Raw genomic sequence first — 17,475 nt, forward strand, 5'->3', positions numbered from 1 at the left:
CTATGCACATTCGTGAAACGCTCTCGCAGCAAGAGTTTGAACACGCCCTCCGGGCGAAAGGCGCCTACTATCATATTCACCATCCGTACCATATCGCGATGCATAACGGCGAGGCCAGCCGCGAGCAGATCCAGGGCTGGGTGGCGAACCGGTTTTACTACCAGACGACGATCCCGCTGAAAGATGCGGCCATTATGGCGAACTGCCCTGATCCGCACACGCGTCGCAAATGGGTGCAGCGGATCCTCGATCACGACGGCAGCAACGGTCATGACGGCGGGATCGAAGCTTGGCTACAGCTGGGCGAAGCCGTAGGGCTTAGCCGCGACGACTTAATCAGCGAACGCCACGTGCTGCCCGGCGTCCGTTTCGCCGTGGACGCTTACGTTAACTTCGCCCGCCGCGCCAACTGGCAGGAGGCGGCATGCAGTTCGCTCACCGAACTGTTTGCCCCGCAAATTCATCAGTCGCGTCTCGACAGCTGGCCGCAGCACTATCCGTGGATCAAAGAGGAAGGCTATTTTTATTTCCGCAGCCGCCTCAGCCAGGCCAGCCGCGACGTTGAACACGGTCTGGAGCTGGCGAAGAGTTACTGCGATAGCGCAGAAAAGCAGAATCGGATGCTGGAGATCCTTCAGTTCAAACTCGATATCCTGTGGTCGATGCTCGACGCGATGACCATGGCCTACGCGCTACAGCGTCCGCCTTATCACACGGTCACCGACAAAGCGGCCTGGCACACAACCCGACTGGTATAAGCATGCAAAAAAACTCCATCGTCGCCTTTCGTCGCGGCTATCGCCTGCAATGGGAAGCCGCTCAGGACAGCCATGTCATCCTTTATCCGGAAGGCATGGCTAAACTCAATGAGACCGCGGCCGCAATCCTCGAACTGGTCGATGGCCAACGCGACGCGGCGGCCATCATTGCCATACTCAACGAACGGTTCCCGGAAGCCGGCGGCGTGGATGACGACGTCGTAGAATTCCTGCAAATCGCTTATCAACAGAAGTGGATTATTTTCCGTGAGCCAGAATAAACCCACCGTCAATCCACCGCTGTGGCTGCTGGCGGAGCTAACCTATCGCTGTCCGCTACAGTGTCCTTACTGCTCTAACCCGCTGGACTTTGCCCGGCAGGATCAGGAGCTGACCACTGAACAGTGGATTGAGGTTTTCCGCCAGGCGCGGGCGATGGGCAGCGTGCAGATAGGTTTTTCCGGCGGCGAACCGTTGACGCGTAAAGATCTGCCGGAGCTGATCCGCGCCGCCCGCGATCTCGGTTTTTATACCAACCTGATCACCTCGGGAATTGGCCTGACGGAAAGCAAGCTCGACGCGTTCAGCGAGGCCGGTCTGGACCATATCCAGATTAGCTTCCAGGCCAGCGATGAAGTGCTCAACGCCGCGCTGGCGGGGAATAAAAAAGCCTTCCAGCAGAAGCTGGCGATGGCCAAAGCGGTCAAAGCGCGCGATTACCCGATGGTGCTGAATTTCGTCCTGCACCGGCACAACATCGACCAGATCGATAAAATCATCGAGCTGTGCATCGAACTGGACGCCGACGACGTCGAACTTGCCACCTGCCAGTTCTACGGTTGGGCGTTCCTTAATCGTCAGGGCCTTTTGCCGACGCGAGAACAGATCGCCCGCGCGGAACGCGTGGTTGCCGACTATCGGCAAAAAATGGCCGCCAGCGGCAATCTGACCAACCTGCTGTTCGTCACCCCTGATTATTACGAAGAGCGACCAAAAGGCTGTATGGGCGGCTGGGGGTCGATTTTCCTCAGCGTGACCCCGGAAGGCACGGCGCTGCCCTGCCACAGCGCGCGCCAGCTGCCGGTGGAGTTCCCCTCGGTGCTTGAGCAGAGTCTGGAATCCATCTGGTATGACTCTTTCGGCTTCAATCGCTATCGCGGGTTTGACTGGATGCCGGAGCCGTGCCGCTCCTGCGATGAAAAGGAGAAGGACTTCGGCGGCTGCCGCTGCCAGGCCTTTATGCTCACCGGGAATGCTGATAACGCCGATCCGGTGTGCAGCAAATCGCCGCATCATCATAAAATTCTGGACGCGCGACGCGAAGCAGCCTGTAGCGACATGAAAATCGGCCAGCTTCAGTTCCGCAACCGTACCCGTTCGCAGCTTATCTATAAAACCCGGGAACTGTAGCGATAATGACCACCCGCATCGTGGAGCTGGCAGACGGTTTACGCGCAACGCTGGTGCATCAGTCGCAGGCGACACGCGCGGCGGCGCTGGCGCGCGTGAGTGCCGGAAGCCATCACGAGCCACCGCGCTTCGCCGGTCTTGCGCATTTACTTGAGCACCTGCTGTTCCGCGGTAGCCAGCGCTATCAGGGCGACGATCGACTCATGGCCTGGGTCCAGCGTCAGGGCGGTAGCGTCAATGCCACCACGCTGGCTCGCCACAGCGCATTTTTCTTCGATGTGGCCGCCGATAACCTGTCCGACGGCGTCGCACGACTGCGGGATATGTTGCAGGCGCCGCTGCTTTCATGCGATGACATACAGCGCGAAGTGGCGGTCATTGATGCGGAAAACCGGCTCATCCAGCAGCATGATTCCGCCAGGCGCGAAGCGGCGGCACGCCACGCGATGGAAGAACCCACAGTTTTTCGCCGTTTTCAGGTAGGTAGCCAGGATTCTCTGGGGCAGGACACGGGATCGCTGCAAACCGCGTTGCGCGACTTTCATCGGCGCTATTATGTGGCCGGACACCTGCAATTGTGGCTGCAAGGGCCGCAAACGCTGGATGCGCTGGCCGAGCTTGCCCATACGTTTGCGTCCGGTTTTGCTTCTGGTGGCATGCCTGAAACCGCTCCCCCGTTGCGTCTTAGCGCTGAGGGAGATTTTCAGCTGGCAGTGACGGAGCGACCCGCACTGTGGCGTTGTCCGTTAATTCGAAAAAGTGACAACGTCACCTTATTTCGGGAGTTTTTACTGGACGACGCCCCCGGAAGCCTGATTGCCGGGCTGCGGGAGCGCGGGCTGGCAGAAGATGTCGCCCTGAACTGGCTTTATCAGGATAACGATAACGGCTGGCTGGCGCTAACGGTTGATAGCGAACGACCCGAGGAGGTTGACCCGCATATTACCCACTGGCTACGGGCGCTACAGCAAACGACGGATGAGCAGCAGCGGCATTATTATCGGCTGGCACAGCAGCGTTTCAACGCCCTGCCGACGCTGGAGCAGCTGCGCCAGCGGGCGTTCGGTTTTGCGCCCGGTGCGGCGCCCGTAAGTTTTTCTGCCTTTTGTGCCGATTTACTGGCGGCGCCCACCTCGTATCTGGCCTGCAAACAAATTGAAACCGCTGAAATTATCGCCAGCCAGGGGTTTGCTCTGCCGCTTAGCCATTGGCGTCGCCAGCCGGTTGCAGATGATAGCCCCATCGCGTTTTCCTTCTACCCGCAGACTGCCAGGTATGTTACGCCAGCCCCGACGTCAGAAGCCGCTCCGCTGCTGCATTTGTCGGCGCAGACACAACCGCCAACGCTGATCCTGCGCAGGCCTTTTTATTCGTGCGTGGAACGGGCGCAGGGGGTGGCGATGAGCAAACAGTTACGCCCTCTTCTTGCTGAACTGCGCCATATTGACGGCAGCGGCGAGTGGCAAACGGTTGACGGTAGCTGGCAGCTCACCCTGCGGCTTCCTGACGCCGTGGTGACGGCGGAACACATCATCGGGGCGATAATCGATCGCCTCTCCCTCCCCGCTCCGGCTCTTACGCCAGTGCCAGAAGGCATTGCCATCCGTGAGCTGCTTCAGCAATTGCCTGAACGTCTGGCATCGGATCCGCCACGGGACGGCTGGCTGGCGGCGCTAGTTGGCGGCAGCGTCGCACACGCGCACGGGTTAGCCCGGCAGCTTGGCCTGCTCCGGGCGCCGGTTAACGCTAAGCCGACGCCATTAAGCGGTTGTCCCGGCGGGATCGAACACATTCCGCACGCCAGCGCGGATTCGGCGCTGCTGGTGTTTATTCCCCTGCCGCCGGGCGCATCGCTCGCCGCGCTGCGGCTGCTGGCGTTATGCTGCGAACCGCAATTTTTCCAGCGCCTGCGCGTGGAACAGCAGATTGGCTACGTGGTCAGCTGTCGTTATCAGCGTATTGCCGATCGCGATGGCCTGCTGCTGGCGTTACAGTCGCCTGACCGCTCTCCCGTGAACCTGTTGGGTTGCTGCAAACAATTTTTGCGTGAGCTGACGCTGTGCGATGTGACGGCGTTCAGCGTATTGCGACAGCAGCTGGCGACGCAAATCCGGTCACCGATGAATGCCAGCGCCACGGCAGTAGCCGCCCTGCGCCAGCGCTATGGTTTACCGGTGTTAACGCCGCAGGCTGTTGATGCCCTGCAACATGACGAGATAATCGCACTATGGCGCGAGATGACTCGCCATCGCCGTCGCTGGCGGGTGCTTTTCACGGGCTGACCGGACCCGCCGCTTTCTTCATATCCGTGGTTTTTAGTCAAAAAAAAGCCCCGTACTACGACGGGGCCAGGTTGCTTATTTCGCTGTTATTTATCCAGCGCGTAGGCAATCACGTAGTCACCACGATCCGGCGACTGGCGTGCACCGCCAGCAGAGATCAGAATGTACTGTTTGCCGGTTTTCGGTGATACATAGCTGATAGGTCCGCCCTGGCTACCCACCGGAAGACGCGCTTTCCACACTTCTTCCCCCGTAGAGGAATCAAAGGCGCGCAGGTAGTAATCCTGGGTTCCCGCAATGAAGACCAGACCGCCCTGCGTGGCCAGCGTACCGCCCAGCGTCGGCATACCGACAGGCATTGGCATACGCATTTTTACCCCAAACGGACCGGTATCCTGTACGGTACCGACCGGCACCTGCCAGACGATTTTCTGCGTTTTCAGGTCAATGGCGGAGAGAGAGCCAAACGGTGGTTTCTGGCACGGAATGCCCAGCGGTGACATGAAACGGTTTTTGTTGACCGAATACGGCGTTCCTTTCATCGGAACGGCGCCCATCCCGGCGTTCACGGCTTCACCGCCCGTGTTTGCCACCGCGCTCTGCGGATCTTGCTTAATCAGCTGAACCCACAGGCCCAGACGCATGTCATTGACGAAGATATACTGGTTGTTCGGATCGGTGGACAAACTGCCCCAGTTCATTCCACCCAGCGAGCCCGGGAAGCTCAGGGAAATATCGGTTCCCGGCATCGTGTACAGACCGTCATAACGCATTGATTTGAAGCTGATACGACAGGCCAGCTGGTCAAACGGCGTCGCCCCCCACATATCCGATTCTTTCAGGGTTTCAGCGCCAATCTGCGGCATCCCCACAGAGCGAGGCTGCGTTGCCGGGTACTGTTCACGTGGAATATCCGCTGGTTTTACCGGAACCTCTTTCACTTCAGTGAGCGGTTTACCCGTCAGGCGATCGAGAACGTAAATTTGCCCCGCTTTAGTGCCCACCACCACCGCGGGCTTGTTGCCCTCTTTCGTTGGGAAATCAACCAGGCTCGGCTGCATCGGGATATCGAAATCCCAGAGGTCGTTATGCACGGTCTGGTATACCCACTTCTCTTTCCCGGTAGTCGCATCCAGCGCGAGAATTGAGGTGGCGTATTTGTGATCTTCCGGAATACGGTCAGCGCCCCACAGGTCGACAGAGGAACTTCCCATCGGGATAAACACGGTATTCATCGACGCATCCCAGGACATAGGGGCCCAGGAGTTTGCGGAGCTGCGTTTGTAGTGTTCGCCCGGCTTCAGAACATAGTTCGGATCCGGATTACGCGGATCGAACGCCCAGCGCAGCTGGCCGGTGATCACGTCATAACCACGTATTACGCCGCCCGGCATATCGGTGCTGACGTTATCCGCAACGCGGCCGCCAACCACGACCGTGGTACCCGCCAGCGTCGGGGCCGACGTCAACACATAGGTTGGATCTGACGCGTCGCCCATTCCTTCATGCAGGTTAACGCTGCCGTTAGTACCGAAGTCCGGGCAGAATTTGCCGTTATCGGCGTCTAACGCGATCAGCTTACCGTCAATGGTATTCATCAGGATACGGCGCTGGCATGCCGCGCCCGGTGCGACCTGCGCTGGCAGAACCGGTGTGGAGCCGGCTACCGTTGGCTGTGCCAGCGGTTTGGTGGCATCAAAGTACGCCAGGCCACGGCAGCGCATCCAGATTGCAGACTTAGCGTTGATTTCCGCTTTCCAGATCTCTTTCCCGCTATCGGCATCCACGGCGATCACGTTGTTATGCGGCGTACAGAGGAAGACACGATCGTCTACCTGTAGCGGCGTTTGCTGATCTTCTGCGCCATTGCCATCCGGACTTTGCGGAATATCACCGGTATGGTAGGTCCAGACCGGTTTCAGGTTTTTCACGTTGTCACGGGTTATCTGGTCCAGCGACACAAAGCGACTACCGCCAGCCGTATTACCGTAGTGATCCCAGTTCTGCTGTTTCGCCTCTTCTTTTACCGGCACCAGCGGGCGCTTTTCGCCGCTAAACGGCACGGTCGGATGGGGTTGAAACATCTGAACAAAGGTGACGCCCATGCCGATAATAAGGACCGCGCAGACCGCTATCGCCCCTTTCGTGGAGGACGGTTTTCCTTCACGCTTACGCAATGCAGGCCAGGTGGCTGCTGCCAGCACCATCAGCCCGGCGGGTACCATTAATCGGGAAACCAGGGGCCAGAAGTCGAGTCCGGCATCGAAAAATGCCCAAATCAGGGTGCCAAGAAACACCAGAGCAAACAGCCCTACGGCAGAGGATTTGCGGCGGAAAAACTGAATAGCAGAGAGCAGCGTGAAAACCCCGGCAATGAGAAAGTACCAACTCCCCCCCAGGGAAGCCAGTTTAAAACCGCCGATGGCAAAAAACAGCCCCGTCACAAGAAGTACCACACCCACCAGCAGGCACCACGGGCCTAACCAGCCCAATGGGCGGGGATTATTGTCTGACATAAAAATGAATCTCCTGATTACTTTATATAAAGCAGGGTTTTATTAACTGCCACGATGTTAAAACCCTGCACAACGCTAATTGTTCGTATGCGAAGCATAAATTAAAAAGAGAACGTAGACAAAACCTATTATGTCGGAAGAAATGAAAACCAGCGCAATTGCATGGATTTAACAGGGTTAAAATAGCGAATATCGCTAACTACGTCACCGATGCTGGAATTTATGACCAGCCGTAAGTTGCTTAAAGGATTAATATCAGGATTCCCCCAAGGCCGTTCTTATAGCGTCAGATTTTTACAGCTGAGCCTTCAAACAGAAGATTTAATTAAGCAATAACCATGAATAAGCACAGGGATAAACCTGAGTTCAGTTTCAGGAAGAAGTTATCAATAATTTTAGAGCGTCTGGTGCGTTGAACATTCCGTCATTATCAGCACTGAAAATGTGACTTTCCGCATCAAAGCGGACTCACAGCGTGACAATACAAACACTATCAAATCACTTAATGAAGTCTTGAATCGCAGAAAAGCCAAACAGTAATTCACTGCGATTTCACTACACATTGACTTTACACCAAGACTAGCGCATATTTTACAGCACAAATTAACAAGACAATTTTTGGAGGACGTTTTCTATGCCAGCCCGTGATTATCCCGACAAGCGTGTTGCTCGCGGTGTAGCAAAGGAGGCCGATCTCAGGATGTTAAGTGCGCGCATCGATCCAGCGCTGATGGAGTACATCCGCATTACTGCGTATGAAACACGGAAAAGTAAGCAGGAAATCGTGGCGGAAGCGTTAGCACTTCACCGCCAAAGGAATCAGATTGTGTCATAAACACCTAAAGCCCGAAAAATCCCCCGGGCTTTTGCTGCTGTCTGGATTACTCCACCAGCGTATTTAACGTCTCCAGCGCCTCAGGCGGCAATACCAGATCGGCTGCCGCCAGGTTTTCACGCAGATGCGCCACCGAAGAAGTACCCGGGATCAAGAGGATATTTGGCGAGCGTTGCAGCAGCCATGCCAGCGCCACCTGCATAGGCGTCGCATCCAGTGAATCCGCCACCGCCTGTAGCCCGGAAGATTGCAGTGGCGTGAAACCACCCAGTGGGAAGAACGGCACCCAGGCAATCCCCTGCTGCGCCAGCGAATCTACCAGCGCATCGTCACCGCGATTCACCACGTTGTACATGTTCTGTACGCATACCACGGAAACCATCTTCTGCGCTTCAGCCACCTGCGAAGCGGTGACGTTGCTCAGCCCAATATGGCGAACCAGCCCCTGTTGTTGCAGCTCCGCGAGGGTGCTTAGCGGCGCGGCAATCGAGCCTTCCGCTGGTCCGTGGGCGCTAAACATGATCCGCAGGTTAACCACGTCCAGCACATCTCGCTTCAGGTTGCGCAGGTTGTCATGCACCGCCTGCGTCAGCTCCTGGGCGGAAAACGCCGGCAGCCAGGAGGCGTCCTCGCCGCGTCGGGCTCCGATCTTGGTCACAATCGTAAGGTCATCCCGGTAAGGATGAAGCGCCTCGCAGATAAGCTGGTTGGTCACATGGGGGCCGTAAAAATCGCTGGTATCAATGTGATTTACCCCCGACTCTACCGCTTCACGCAACACCGCCAGCGCCGCATTTTTGTCTTTTGGCGGACCAAAAACGCCAAGTCCGGCAAGCTGCATCGCGCCATAGCCAAACCGTTTAACCGTACGCGTTCCGAGCGTGAATGTTCCGCATTTATCTATGCTGCTCATGCTGACCTTCCTCATTAAAATGATCCGGGTTTACAACAGGTTCCGCAACGAAACCATTAGTTAAGCAATAGTAAAATTAAAGTTTAAATTCGCTACGACGATAGTATTGATGTAACCCTGCCTCTTCTATTACGGATGACCGCCATGCTGAAAAATCTGCACGTGATTACCGGTATTATCTTTGCCCTCACCATATTCTGTCTGCTGCAAGTTGTCACGGGAGGGTTGTTCTACTCTGCCGTTAACAACGATCGTCACAACTTTCAGAACTCCGGGTTGCTTAATGCCCAGCAGGAGAGCCTGAGCGACAGTGTGAACACCCTGGTGAAAACGCGCGTTACCGTCACTCGCGTGGCGATCCGCTACCTGAAAAACCAGCGCGACCCGGCCTCTCTCGCGGCAATCAATACGCTGCTGGGCACCGCGAACGGTTCGCTGGCCAAAGCCGAAGACTATTACAAAAACTGGCAGGCGATTCCGCAGGTGAAGGGGCAAAATGCCGCGCTCACCGAAGAGATGCAGAAAGCCTGGAAGAACATGCACGAGGTAATGCGCTTGTCCATTGCGTACTTGCGCGCCGATAACTATCAGGCCTATGGCGACCTGGACGCCCAGCAGGCGCAGGATGAGATGGAGGCGGTCTATACCCGCTGGCGCGCGGAAAACAACGTGCTGCTGAAAGCCGCCGCCGAAGAGAACCAGAACAGCTTTACCCAGATGCAGTGGACGCTGGCGGCGATCTTCCTGACCGTTATCGCCGTGCTGGTGGTGATCTGGCAGGGTCTACAGCACCTGCTCCTGAGACCGCTCAACGCCATCATGAACCATATTCGCACCATCGCGAGCGGCGATCTGACGCAAAACGTCGCGATTACCGGGCGCAACGAAATGGGCCAGCTGGCCGCCGGTCTGCATGAGATGCAACAGTCGCTGGTCAGCACCGTCAGCGCCGTGCGCGGCAGCACAGATTCTATCTACACGGGCGCAGGAGAAATTGCCGCCGGGAGTAACGACCTTTCCGCCCGAACCGAGCAGCAGGCAGCCTCGCTGGAAGAGACCGCCGCCAGCATGGAAGAGCTGACGGCCACGGTGAAACAGAACTCGGATAACGCTCGTCAGGCGACGCTGCTGGCAAAGAATGCGTCTGAAACCGCCGCACGCGGCGGCCAGGTGGTGAATAATGTAGTGCGTACCATGAATGACATTGCCGACAGTTCTCAGCAAATTGCGCATATCACCGGCGTTATCGATAGCATTGCCTTCCAGACCAACATTCTGGCGCTCAACGCGGCGGTTGAAGCCGCCCGTGCCGGCGAACAAGGCCGCGGCTTTGCGGTGGTGGCAGGCGAAGTACGGACGCTGGCCAGCCGCAGCGCGCAGGCGGCAAAAGAGATCAAAGGGCTTATTGAAAACTCCGTCAGCCGGGTGAATACCGGCTCGGAACAGGTGAGCGAGGCGGGTGCGACCATGAAAGAGATCGTCGCGGCCGTGACACGCGTAACCGATATTATGGCTGAAATCTCGTCGGCGTCTGACGAGCAAAGCCGCGGTATTGAACAGGTCAGCCTGGCGGTCTCGCAGATGGACAGCGTAACGCAGCAAAACGCCGCGCTGGTACAGGAGTCGGCAACGGCGGCGGCGGCGCTGGAAGATCAGTCTGAACAGCTGCGCCAGGCCGTGGCGGCATTCCGGCTGAACATGCAGGAAAACACCGCTCCGCGGCCAAAAAATACAAAAGCACCGCAACTGTTGCGTCCCGCCACGGTCAGTGCCTCAGGTGACACAAACTGGGAGACGTTCTAGGCCTTACCGTTAACGGCTGCGCTTGGCGTGACGTTCCCAGTTCTCCTGTTTCGCCTCATCGGATTTTCGGAGTGAAACATAACATGCCCCGCTGCCGCCGTGATGCGGCAGCGCCACGCAGAAAGCCTGCACGTCCTCGAACTCAGTTAACCAACGGGCAAGATAACTGCGCACCACGTTCGGGTGCGAATTCTGCTCGCGGCCCTTCCCGTGAATGATAATCAGGTTACGTGAACCGTCGCGGCTGGCCTGGCGAATGAAGGCGTACAGCATCTGGCGGCAGCGTTCGGCGGGCTGACGCAACAGATTTAAGCTGGCCTGTCGGGCGTATTTACCCGAGCGCAGCTTGTCAATAACGCCCTGCTGAACGCCCTCGCGCTGGAACATCAGCGGCTCTTCAAGCGGCAAGAGTTCCAGGAAACCCAGTGTGAGAAAGTTGTCGAGCTGCTCGGTATCGATCTCCTGGCGAACCCGGGTATTACGGCTTTGCTGCCAGTGGATATCGGTGCAGCGTTTCAGGGGCTGGACATCCTCCATGGCGTCAAGAAAAAGTGATTTGTCGTCAGGGTTCATGGAAATCCTCCGGGCACATCGGGGCTTGTACTATACCTGCACCGGGCAGGGGCCTCAATAACCCTTACCGCAAGGGGCAAGATAAATATTAATCTGATGAATATATATAGCTACCATTAAAGTTATTTAAATATTACTTAACTAAAACTACAGCAGAGTTAAAATAAGTGATTTGCGTTGAAATTTTGTAAAACCAATGACGTGCCGCCTTTCTTTTTTCAGGAAAGATGTTATACCTAAATATACCTGCCTCATGGATATAATACCCAGGATTTGCGAAAGGACGCACTGCTGTGTGTACTGTAGGGTCTGTCTGATGTCGGGCAGGCTCTATTTTTTCTTTGGCAATTTCACGATAAAACTATTTTTCTCGCTTCCCTTCTGAATTGTGTAATTAATGATTCAGCCAGGGGCGTCTGGCGTGCATCACGGCGCTGAATTAAATAATAGGCCGCTCTGGGAAGTGTTTCCACAACCGGCAGCATGACCAGCCGGTGCGCCAGCAGCGGGTCGCAGCCCAGCTCCTGCGGCAGCACGCTCAGGAAGTCACTTTGTGCGACAAGGCTTATACAGGACGAAAAGGTTTCGCAAACGACGCCAATACGCGGTATCTGCGAGCGATGATGAAATATATCCTCAAGCTGCTTATAATAACTTCCCCGCGGCGTTGGCATTGTCCAGTTATAATGAAGAAGTTCATTAATAGAGGTAGCCCCCAACGCCGAATGTCCTTCCCGACAAAATACCGCAAAAGGTTTCTCAAAGAGTTTTTCAAACGTAAACTCGTGATCGTAAGGCCCCTGATAATAGGTATTGATGGTAAAGTCCAGCTCACCCTGGCGTAATTCATTGATCATTGATACCAGCTGACCTTCCATAATCCGCACCTTGATCTGAGGATGCTGCGCATGAAAACGGGAGATAACGGCGGGCATCAGGCTGCGCGCCACGCTGGCACCCATCCCAATATTGATCTGCCCGGTCAGTTCCCCCTGACGCTGACGGATATCATCCTGCGCTGCGCGAAGCTCTTCCAGAATCAAATTAGCGCGGTGATAAAACCCTTCCCCGCACTCGGTCAGGGCGACACCTTTACTCCGGCGCACAAACAGTTGTGCCGCCATGCCCTCTTCCAGCTCTTTAATGGATTTAGTCAGCGCGGGCTGCGAAAGATTCAGCACCCGGCTGGCTCCGCGAATACTGCCCTGACGCGCCACTTCGACAAAAGCCCGAATTTGATGAAATTTAATCTGAAATGACATAACCCGACCGATAACCGTTGTTTATCAGAGTAAAGAAACTGTCATCTACTTTAATGGAATCGGATGTGCGAGGGTAATTCCTGAACGGTTAAAACTGTGAAAAATCGCTTAGTGATAAGTAAAAACTATCACAGCGTGAAGCAGTTCACATATTTTAATGATGACAGGAAAAGATATGAACGCACTGGCGCAGTACATCCACACATTAGCCCCCCAACTGAGCGCATGGCGTCGCGATTTTCACCATTTCGCGGAATCCGGCTGGGTGGAGTTTCGCACTGCCGCGAAAGTCTCGGAGACCCTGGACTCGCTGGGTTACGAGCTGGCGATGGGTCGCGATGTCGTGGATGCCGAAAGCCGGATGGGGTTGCCCGATGACGCAACCCTGGCGCGGGAATTTGCCCGCGCCCGCGCGCAAGGCGCACAGGAAAAATGGCTCGCGCCGTTCGAAGGCGGGTTCACCGGCATTGTCGCGACCCTGAATACTGGTCGCCCCGGCCCGACGCTGGCCTTTCGCGTGGACATGGATGCGCTTGATCTGAGCGAAGCGCATGACGACAGCCACCGGCCGTACCGCGACGGTTTTGCCTCCTGCAACCCGGGCATGATGCACGCCTGCGCGCACGACGGCCACACCACCATTGGTCTGGGGCTGGCGCAGGTGCTTAAGCAGCATGAAGCCCAGCTCAACGGCACCATCAAACTGATCTTCCAGCCTGCCGAAGAGGGTACGCGCGGCGCCCGCGCTATGGTCGCTGCAGGGGCGCTGGACGACGTGGACTACTTTACCGCCATTCATATTGGAACCGGCGTTCCGGAAGGGACGGTGATCTGCGGCAGCGATAACTTCATGGCGACCACTAAATTTGACGTGCGCTTTACCGGCGTTGCCGCACACGCTGGCGGTAAACCGGAAGAGGGCCGTAACGCCCTGCTCGCGGCGGCCCAGGCCGCTATCGCGCTGCATGGCATCGCGCCCCACAGCGAAGGCGCGTCCCGGGTTAACGTCGGAGTCATGCAGGCGGGCAGCGGACGCAACGTGGTTCCGGCTAATGCGTTACTTAAGGTTGAAACCCGCGGTGAAAGCGAGGCCATTAATCAGTATGTCTTCGATCGCGCGCAGGCGGTGATTACCGGCGCGGCAGCGCTCTACGGCGTAACAGCCGGGATAAACCTGATGGGGGCGGCGACCTCCAGTGCCCCCTCCCCGGCCTGGGTCGATTATCTGCGCGAACAGGCAAGCCAGGTGCCCGGCGTGACTCATGCCATTAATAAGGTCAAAGCGCCTGCGGGCTCCGAAGATGCCACGCTAATGATGGCCCGCGTGCAGCAGAACGGCGGCATGGCCTCGTATATGGTCTTCGGCACCGAACTGAGCGCCGGACATCACAACGAAAAATTCGATTTTGATGAGCAGGTGATGAACGTTGCCATCGAAACACTGGCGCGAACTGCGCTTAATTTCCCGTGGACGCGAGGTGTGTAATGCAGGAGAACTACGCTTTTATCGCTGATGCCATCGACACGCGATGTCAGACGTTTACCGATATTGCCGACGACATCTGGGATCATCCCGAAACGCGCTTTGAAGAGTTCTGGTCCGCCGAACGGCTTGCCAGCGCGCTGGAAGCCGAGGGCTTTACCCTGATGCGGGAAGCCGGAGGCATTCCCAACGCCTTTATTGCCAGCTACGGCAGCGGCAAGCCCGTTATCGCCCTTCTGGGCGAATACGACGCCCTGGTCGGGTTGAGCCAGCAGGCGCACTGCGCGACGGCGCAATCCGCCACCCCGGGGGCTAACGGCCATGGCTGCGGGCATAACCTGTTGGGTACTGCTGCCTTTGCCGGTGCGGTGGCGGTGAAAAGCTGGCTGGAACAGCACGGCGGCAGCGGAACGGTACGATTTTACGGCTGCCCCGGCGAGGAAGGCGGCTCTGGTAAAACCTTTATGGTGCGTGAAGGATTATTTGACGACGTGGACGCTGCCGTGACCTGGCATCCGGAAGCCTTTGCCGGGATGTTTAACGTCAGCACGCTGGCCAATATTCAGGCCGCCTGGCGGTTTAAGGGGATCGCCGCCCACGCCGCAAACTCCCCACATCTGGGACGTAGCGCGCTGGATGCCGTGACGTTGATGACTACCGGCACAAACTTCCTCAACGAACACATCATTGAAAAAGCGCGCGTTCATTACGCCATCACCGATACCGGCGGAATTTCGCCTAACGTAGTGCAGGCCCAGGCCGAAGTGCTGTACCTGATCCGCGCCCCGGAGATGGCCGATGCGCAGCAGATCTACGCGCGCATCGAGAAAATCGCCCAGGGCGCGGCGATGATGACCGAAACCACAGTCGAGTGTCGCTTTGATAAAGCCTGCTCCAGCTATCTGCCGAACCGTACGCTCGAAGCGGCCATGTACCGCGCATTGCAGCATTACGGCACGCCGGACTGGACGGAAGAAGAACGCGAATTTGCCCGTGAAATCCGCGCCACGCTCACGGCAAACGACCTGCAAAACAGCCTGAAAAACATTGCCGCAACGGGAGCCGAAGAGGGAAAAGCCTTTGCCCGACGCCATCAGGAGACGCTGCTGGTGGATGAAGTTGCCCCTTACGCCATCACCGATAACGTGCTGGCTGGCTCCACCGACGTGGGGGATGTCAGCTGGAAGATGCCTGTCGCACAGTGCTTTAGCCCCTGTTTTACCGTCGGCACCCCGCTGCATACCTGGCAATTGGTGGCGCAGGGGCTTACCTCTATTGCCCATAAAGGCATGCTGCTGGCCGGAAAAGTGATGGGCGCGACCGCGCTGCATCTGCTTCAGGATGCCGACCTGCTGCGAAAATGTCGGGAAGAATTCGAACAACACATAACAGAAAAACCGTACGAGTGTCCGATCCCGCAAGACGTGACACCGTCACCTTTAAAATAAAAAAACACAACACAACACAACAACAGTCCCGAGGAACGCCCATGAGTATGTCATCCATACCTTCGCATTCCCCATCCGGTAAGCTCTATGGCTGGGTTGAAAGGATCGGTAATAAAGTGCCGCACCCTTTCCTGCTTTTTATCTATTTAATTGTCATCCTGATGGTCGCGACAGCCGTGCTGTCCGCCTTTGATGTGAGCGTGCGCAGCCCGGCCGACGGCAGCATGGTGGCCGTAAAAAATCTGCTCAGCGTGGAGGGGTTGCACTGGTTTTTGCCGAACGTGATTAAAAACTTCAGCGGTTTTGCGCCGCTGGGCGCCATCCTGGCGCTGGTGTTAGGCGCTGGTCTGGCCGAACGCGTGGGTCTGCTGCCCGCGCTGATGGTGAAAATGGCCTCGCACGTCAGCGCGCGTTATGCCAGCTATATGGTGCTGTTTATTGCCTTCTTCAGCCATATCTCGTCCGACGCGGCGCTGGTGATCATGCCGCCGATGGGGGCGCTGATTTTCCTCGCCGTTGGCCGTCATCCTGTTGCGGGCCTGCTGTCGGCGATCGCGGGCGTCGGCTGTGGGTTTACTGCTAACCTGCTTATCGTGACCACCGATGTGCTGCTCTCCGGCATCAGCACGGAGGCAGCCATCACCATCGATGCGGCCATGCACGTCAGCGTGATCGACAACTGGTACTTTATGGCCAGTTCGGTGATTGTCCTGACGATTATCGGGGGGCTGATTACCGATAAGATCGTTGAGCCGCGCCTGGGTAAATGGGAAGGCCGGAGCGATGAAAAGCTGGAGACGCTGAGCAAAGAGCAGCAGTTCGGCCTGCGCGTCGCCGGGATCGTCTCGCTGGCGTTCATTGCGGCTGTGGCGCTGATGGTGGTGCCGGAGAATGGCGTGTTGCGCGATCCGATCAAACACACCGTACTTCCCTCGCCGTTTATTCAGGGTATTGTGCCGCTGATAATTCTCTTCTTCTTCGTCGTTTCGCTCGCCTACGGCATCGCTACCGGTAAAATCCGCCGTCAGGGAGATCTGCCGCACCTGATGATCGAGCCGATGAAGGAGATGGCGGGTTTTATCGTGATGGTGTTCCCGCTGGCGCAGTTTGTGGCCATGTTTAACTGGAGCAACATGGGCAAGTTTATGGCCGTGAGCCTGACGGACGCGCTGGAGGCGGCGGGGTTGAGCGGGGTTCCGGCGTTTGTCGGCCTGGCGCTGCTGTCGTCCCTGCTGTGCATGTTTATAGCCAGCGGGTCGGCCATCTGGTCGATTCTGGCCCCCATTTTTGTCCCCATGTTTATGATGCTCGGCTTTCATCCGGCATTCGCCCAGATCTTGTTCCGTGTCGCCGATTCTTCGGTGATCCCGCTGGCGCCCGTGTCACCCTTCGTTCCGCTGTTTTTAGGTTTCCTGCAACGCTACAGACCGGAGGCTAAGCTGGGTACCTACTATTCGCTGGTCTTGCCCTATCCGCTTATCTTCTTAGGGGTATGGCTGGTGATGCTGGTGGCGTGGTATCTTGTCGGCCTGCCGATTGGACCGGGTATTTACCCGAGGCTGAACTAAGGAATACTGATGCTGAGATTACTCGAAGACAAGATTGCGACACCGCTGGGGCCGCTGTGGGTTATCGCGGATGAAGCGTTCAATCTTCGCGCTGTTGAGTGGGAAGAGCACAGCGACCGGATGGTTGAGCTGCTCAACATTCATTATCGCGCCGAGGGTTACGAGCGTATTACAGCCCGTAATCCTGGCGGGCTGAGCGATAAACTGACGGCCTACTTCGAGGGCGATCTCAGCATTATTAATACCCTGCCAACCGCCACGGCAGGTACCCCTTTTCAGCGCGAGGTGTGGCAGGCGCTGCGTAACATTCCCTGCGGGCAGGTGATGCACTACGGTCAGCTGGCAGAGCAGCTTGGCCGTGCCGGCGCGGCGCGCGCAGTCGGTGCGGCAAATGGCTCAAATCCCGTCAGCATTGTGGTGCCTTGCCATCGCGTGATCGGGCGCAACGGCACCCTCACCGGCTATGCCGGGGGCGTACAGCGTAAAGAGTGGCTGCTGCGTCACGAAGGGTATTTTCTGCTGTAATTCCCAGGCTTTTTGTGCTTAATTTTCTTCCTGTTAGGCTAATAATCCTTAATCATTCTGTGGAATTTCAAGGAGATGGCAACTCGCTGCCGTCTCTTG

Annotated in this window: 14 protein-coding genes; 10 read left to right on the forward strand and 4 right to left on the reverse strand. The window is 56.9% G+C overall.

What is annotated here, in order from left to right:
* The first annotated feature begins 2 nt into the window (after window positions 1–2).
* From pqqC to pqqF, 4 genes are read left to right on the forward strand one after another with little or no spacing between them, the layout of a single operon-like run.
* Complete coding sequence (pqqC, locus tag L350_RS16170; protein ID WP_023299986.1) at window positions 3–758, forward strand: pyrroloquinoline-quinone synthase PqqC; 756 nt, start codon at window positions 3–5, stop codon at window positions 756–758.
* A gap of 2 nt (window positions 759–760) precedes the next feature.
* Window positions 761–1,039, forward strand: coding sequence for a pyrroloquinoline quinone biosynthesis peptide chaperone PqqD (gene pqqD / locus L350_RS16165; protein ID WP_003857508.1), 279 nt, complete (start codon window positions 761–763; stop codon window positions 1,037–1,039).
* Window positions 1,026–2,168 (forward strand): pyrroloquinoline quinone biosynthesis protein PqqE, encoded by a 1,143-nt coding sequence (gene pqqE / locus L350_RS16160; protein WP_023299985.1) that lies wholly within the window; start codon window positions 1,026–1,028, stop codon window positions 2,166–2,168. The genes pqqD and pqqE overlap by 14 nt, the downstream gene beginning before the upstream one ends.
* A 5-nt stretch (window positions 2,169–2,173) precedes the next feature.
* Window positions 2,174–4,450 (forward strand): pyrroloquinoline quinone biosynthesis protein PqqF, encoded by a 2,277-nt coding sequence (gene pqqF / locus L350_RS16155; protein ID WP_032624343.1) that lies wholly within the window; start codon window positions 2,174–2,176, stop codon window positions 4,448–4,450.
* Window positions 4,451–4,536: 86 nt separating this feature from the next.
* Here pqqF and L350_RS16150 read toward each other — a convergent pair whose 3' ends face one another.
* Window positions 4,537–6,966 (reverse strand): glucose/quinate/shikimate family membrane-bound PQQ-dependent dehydrogenase, encoded by a 2,430-nt coding sequence (locus tag L350_RS16150; RefSeq protein WP_032624344.1) that lies wholly within the window; start codon window positions 6,964–6,966, stop codon window positions 4,537–4,539.
* 634 nt (window positions 6,967–7,600) lie between these two features.
* Here L350_RS16150 and L350_RS16145 point away from each other — a divergent pair.
* The gene (locus L350_RS16145; protein ID WP_023299982.1) at window positions 7,601–7,801 is read left to right on the forward strand and encodes a hypothetical protein; all 201 of its coding nucleotides are present in this window, start codon (window positions 7,601–7,603) and stop codon (window positions 7,799–7,801) included.
* A gap of 46 nt (window positions 7,802–7,847) precedes the next feature.
* On the opposite strand, the gene L350_RS16140 is transcribed toward L350_RS16145, so the two are convergent.
* On the reverse strand, window positions 7,848–8,714 hold the full coding sequence (locus L350_RS16140) for an aldo/keto reductase family oxidoreductase (RefSeq protein WP_032624345.1): 867 nt from the start codon (window positions 8,712–8,714) through the stop codon (window positions 7,848–7,850).
* Between the two features lie 144 nt (window positions 8,715–8,858).
* Here L350_RS16140 and tcp point away from each other — a divergent pair, with 144 nt between their 5' ends.
* Entirely contained in the window at window positions 8,859–10,517 is a 1,659-nt protein-coding gene (gene tcp / locus L350_RS16135) for a methyl-accepting chemotaxis citrate transducer (protein WP_023299980.1), read from the forward strand.
* A gap of 9 nt (window positions 10,518–10,526) precedes the next feature.
* Here the strand turns inward: tcp and smrA are convergent, their stop codons facing one another.
* Window positions 10,527–11,090, reverse strand: coding sequence for a DNA endonuclease SmrA (smrA, locus tag L350_RS16130; protein ID WP_032624346.1), 564 nt, complete (start codon window positions 11,088–11,090; stop codon window positions 10,527–10,529).
* Between the two features lie 350 nt (window positions 11,091–11,440).
* On the reverse strand, window positions 11,441–12,352 hold the full coding sequence (locus L350_RS16125; protein ID WP_032624347.1) for a LysR family transcriptional regulator: 912 nt from the start codon (window positions 12,350–12,352) through the stop codon (window positions 11,441–11,443).
* Between the two features lie 175 nt (window positions 12,353–12,527).
* On the opposite strand from L350_RS16125, the gene L350_RS16120 reads away from it, so the two are divergent.
* Genes L350_RS16120 through ogt form a run of 4 tightly spaced genes read left to right on the forward strand, consistent with a single transcriptional unit; the run spans window position 12,528 to window position 17,376 of the window.
* Entirely contained in the window at window positions 12,528–13,838 is a 1,311-nt protein-coding gene (locus tag L350_RS16120) for a M20 family metallo-hydrolase (protein WP_032624348.1), read from the forward strand.
* Window positions 13,838–15,283 carry a M20 family metallopeptidase gene (locus L350_RS16115; RefSeq protein ID WP_032624349.1) on the forward strand — a complete coding sequence of 482 codons (1,446 nt, stop codon included), beginning with the start codon at window positions 13,838–13,840 and terminating at the stop codon, window positions 15,281–15,283. Before L350_RS16120 ends, L350_RS16115 begins: the two co-directional genes overlap by 1 nt.
* A gap of 41 nt (window positions 15,284–15,324) precedes the next feature.
* A complete protein-coding gene (gene abgT / locus L350_RS16110) occupies window positions 15,325–16,851 on the forward strand; it encodes a p-aminobenzoyl-glutamate transporter (RefSeq protein ID WP_032624350.1) in 1,527 nt (508 codons plus the stop codon).
* A 9-nt stretch (window positions 16,852–16,860) separates the two neighbouring features.
* Window positions 16,861–17,376 (forward strand): methylated-DNA--[protein]-cysteine S-methyltransferase, encoded by a 516-nt coding sequence (ogt, locus tag L350_RS16105; RefSeq protein WP_015570643.1) that lies wholly within the window; start codon window positions 16,861–16,863, stop codon window positions 17,374–17,376.
* Window positions 17,377–17,475 lie beyond the last annotated feature (99 nt).

Origin of the sequence: Enterobacter sp. MGH 4, assembly GCF_000534735.1 — a bacterium.
GTDB classification, from domain to species: Bacteria; Pseudomonadota; Gammaproteobacteria; order Enterobacterales; family Enterobacteriaceae; genus Enterobacter; species Enterobacter intestinihominis.

Excerpts from the sequence above, each read along its gene's own strand:
- pqqC (WP_023299986.1), top strand. The coding sequence starts at position 3 with ATGCACATTCGTGAAACGCTCTCGCAGCAAGAGTTTGAACACGCCCTC.
- pqqD (WP_003857508.1), top strand. The coding sequence starts at position 761 with ATGCAAAAAAACTCCATCGTCGCCTTTCGTCGCGGCTATCGCCTGCAA.
- pqqF (WP_032624343.1), top strand. The coding sequence starts at position 2,174 with ATGACCACCCGCATCGTGGAGCTGGCAGACGGTTTACGCGCAACGCTG.
- L350_RS16150 (WP_032624344.1), bottom strand. The coding sequence starts at position 6,966 with ATGTCAGACAATAATCCCCGCCCATTGGGCTGGTTAGGCCCGTGGTGC.
- L350_RS16145 (WP_023299982.1), top strand. The coding sequence starts at position 7,601 with ATGCCAGCCCGTGATTATCCCGACAAGCGTGTTGCTCGCGGTGTAGCA.
- L350_RS16140 (WP_032624345.1), bottom strand. The coding sequence starts at position 8,714 with ATGAGCAGCATAGATAAATGCGGAACATTCACGCTCGGAACGCGTACG.
- tcp (WP_023299980.1), top strand. The coding sequence starts at position 8,859 with ATGCTGAAAAATCTGCACGTGATTACCGGTATTATCTTTGCCCTCACC.
- smrA (WP_032624346.1), bottom strand. The coding sequence starts at position 11,090 with ATGAACCCTGACGACAAATCACTTTTTCTTGACGCCATGGAGGATGTC.
- L350_RS16125 (WP_032624347.1), bottom strand. The coding sequence starts at position 12,352 with ATGTCATTTCAGATTAAATTTCATCAAATTCGGGCTTTTGTCGAAGTG.
- L350_RS16120 (WP_032624348.1), top strand. The coding sequence starts at position 12,528 with ATGAACGCACTGGCGCAGTACATCCACACATTAGCCCCCCAACTGAGC.
- L350_RS16115 (WP_032624349.1), top strand. The coding sequence starts at position 13,838 with ATGCAGGAGAACTACGCTTTTATCGCTGATGCCATCGACACGCGATGT.
- abgT (WP_032624350.1), top strand. The coding sequence starts at position 15,325 with ATGAGTATGTCATCCATACCTTCGCATTCCCCATCCGGTAAGCTCTAT.
- ogt (WP_015570643.1), top strand. The coding sequence starts at position 16,861 with ATGCTGAGATTACTCGAAGACAAGATTGCGACACCGCTGGGGCCGCTG.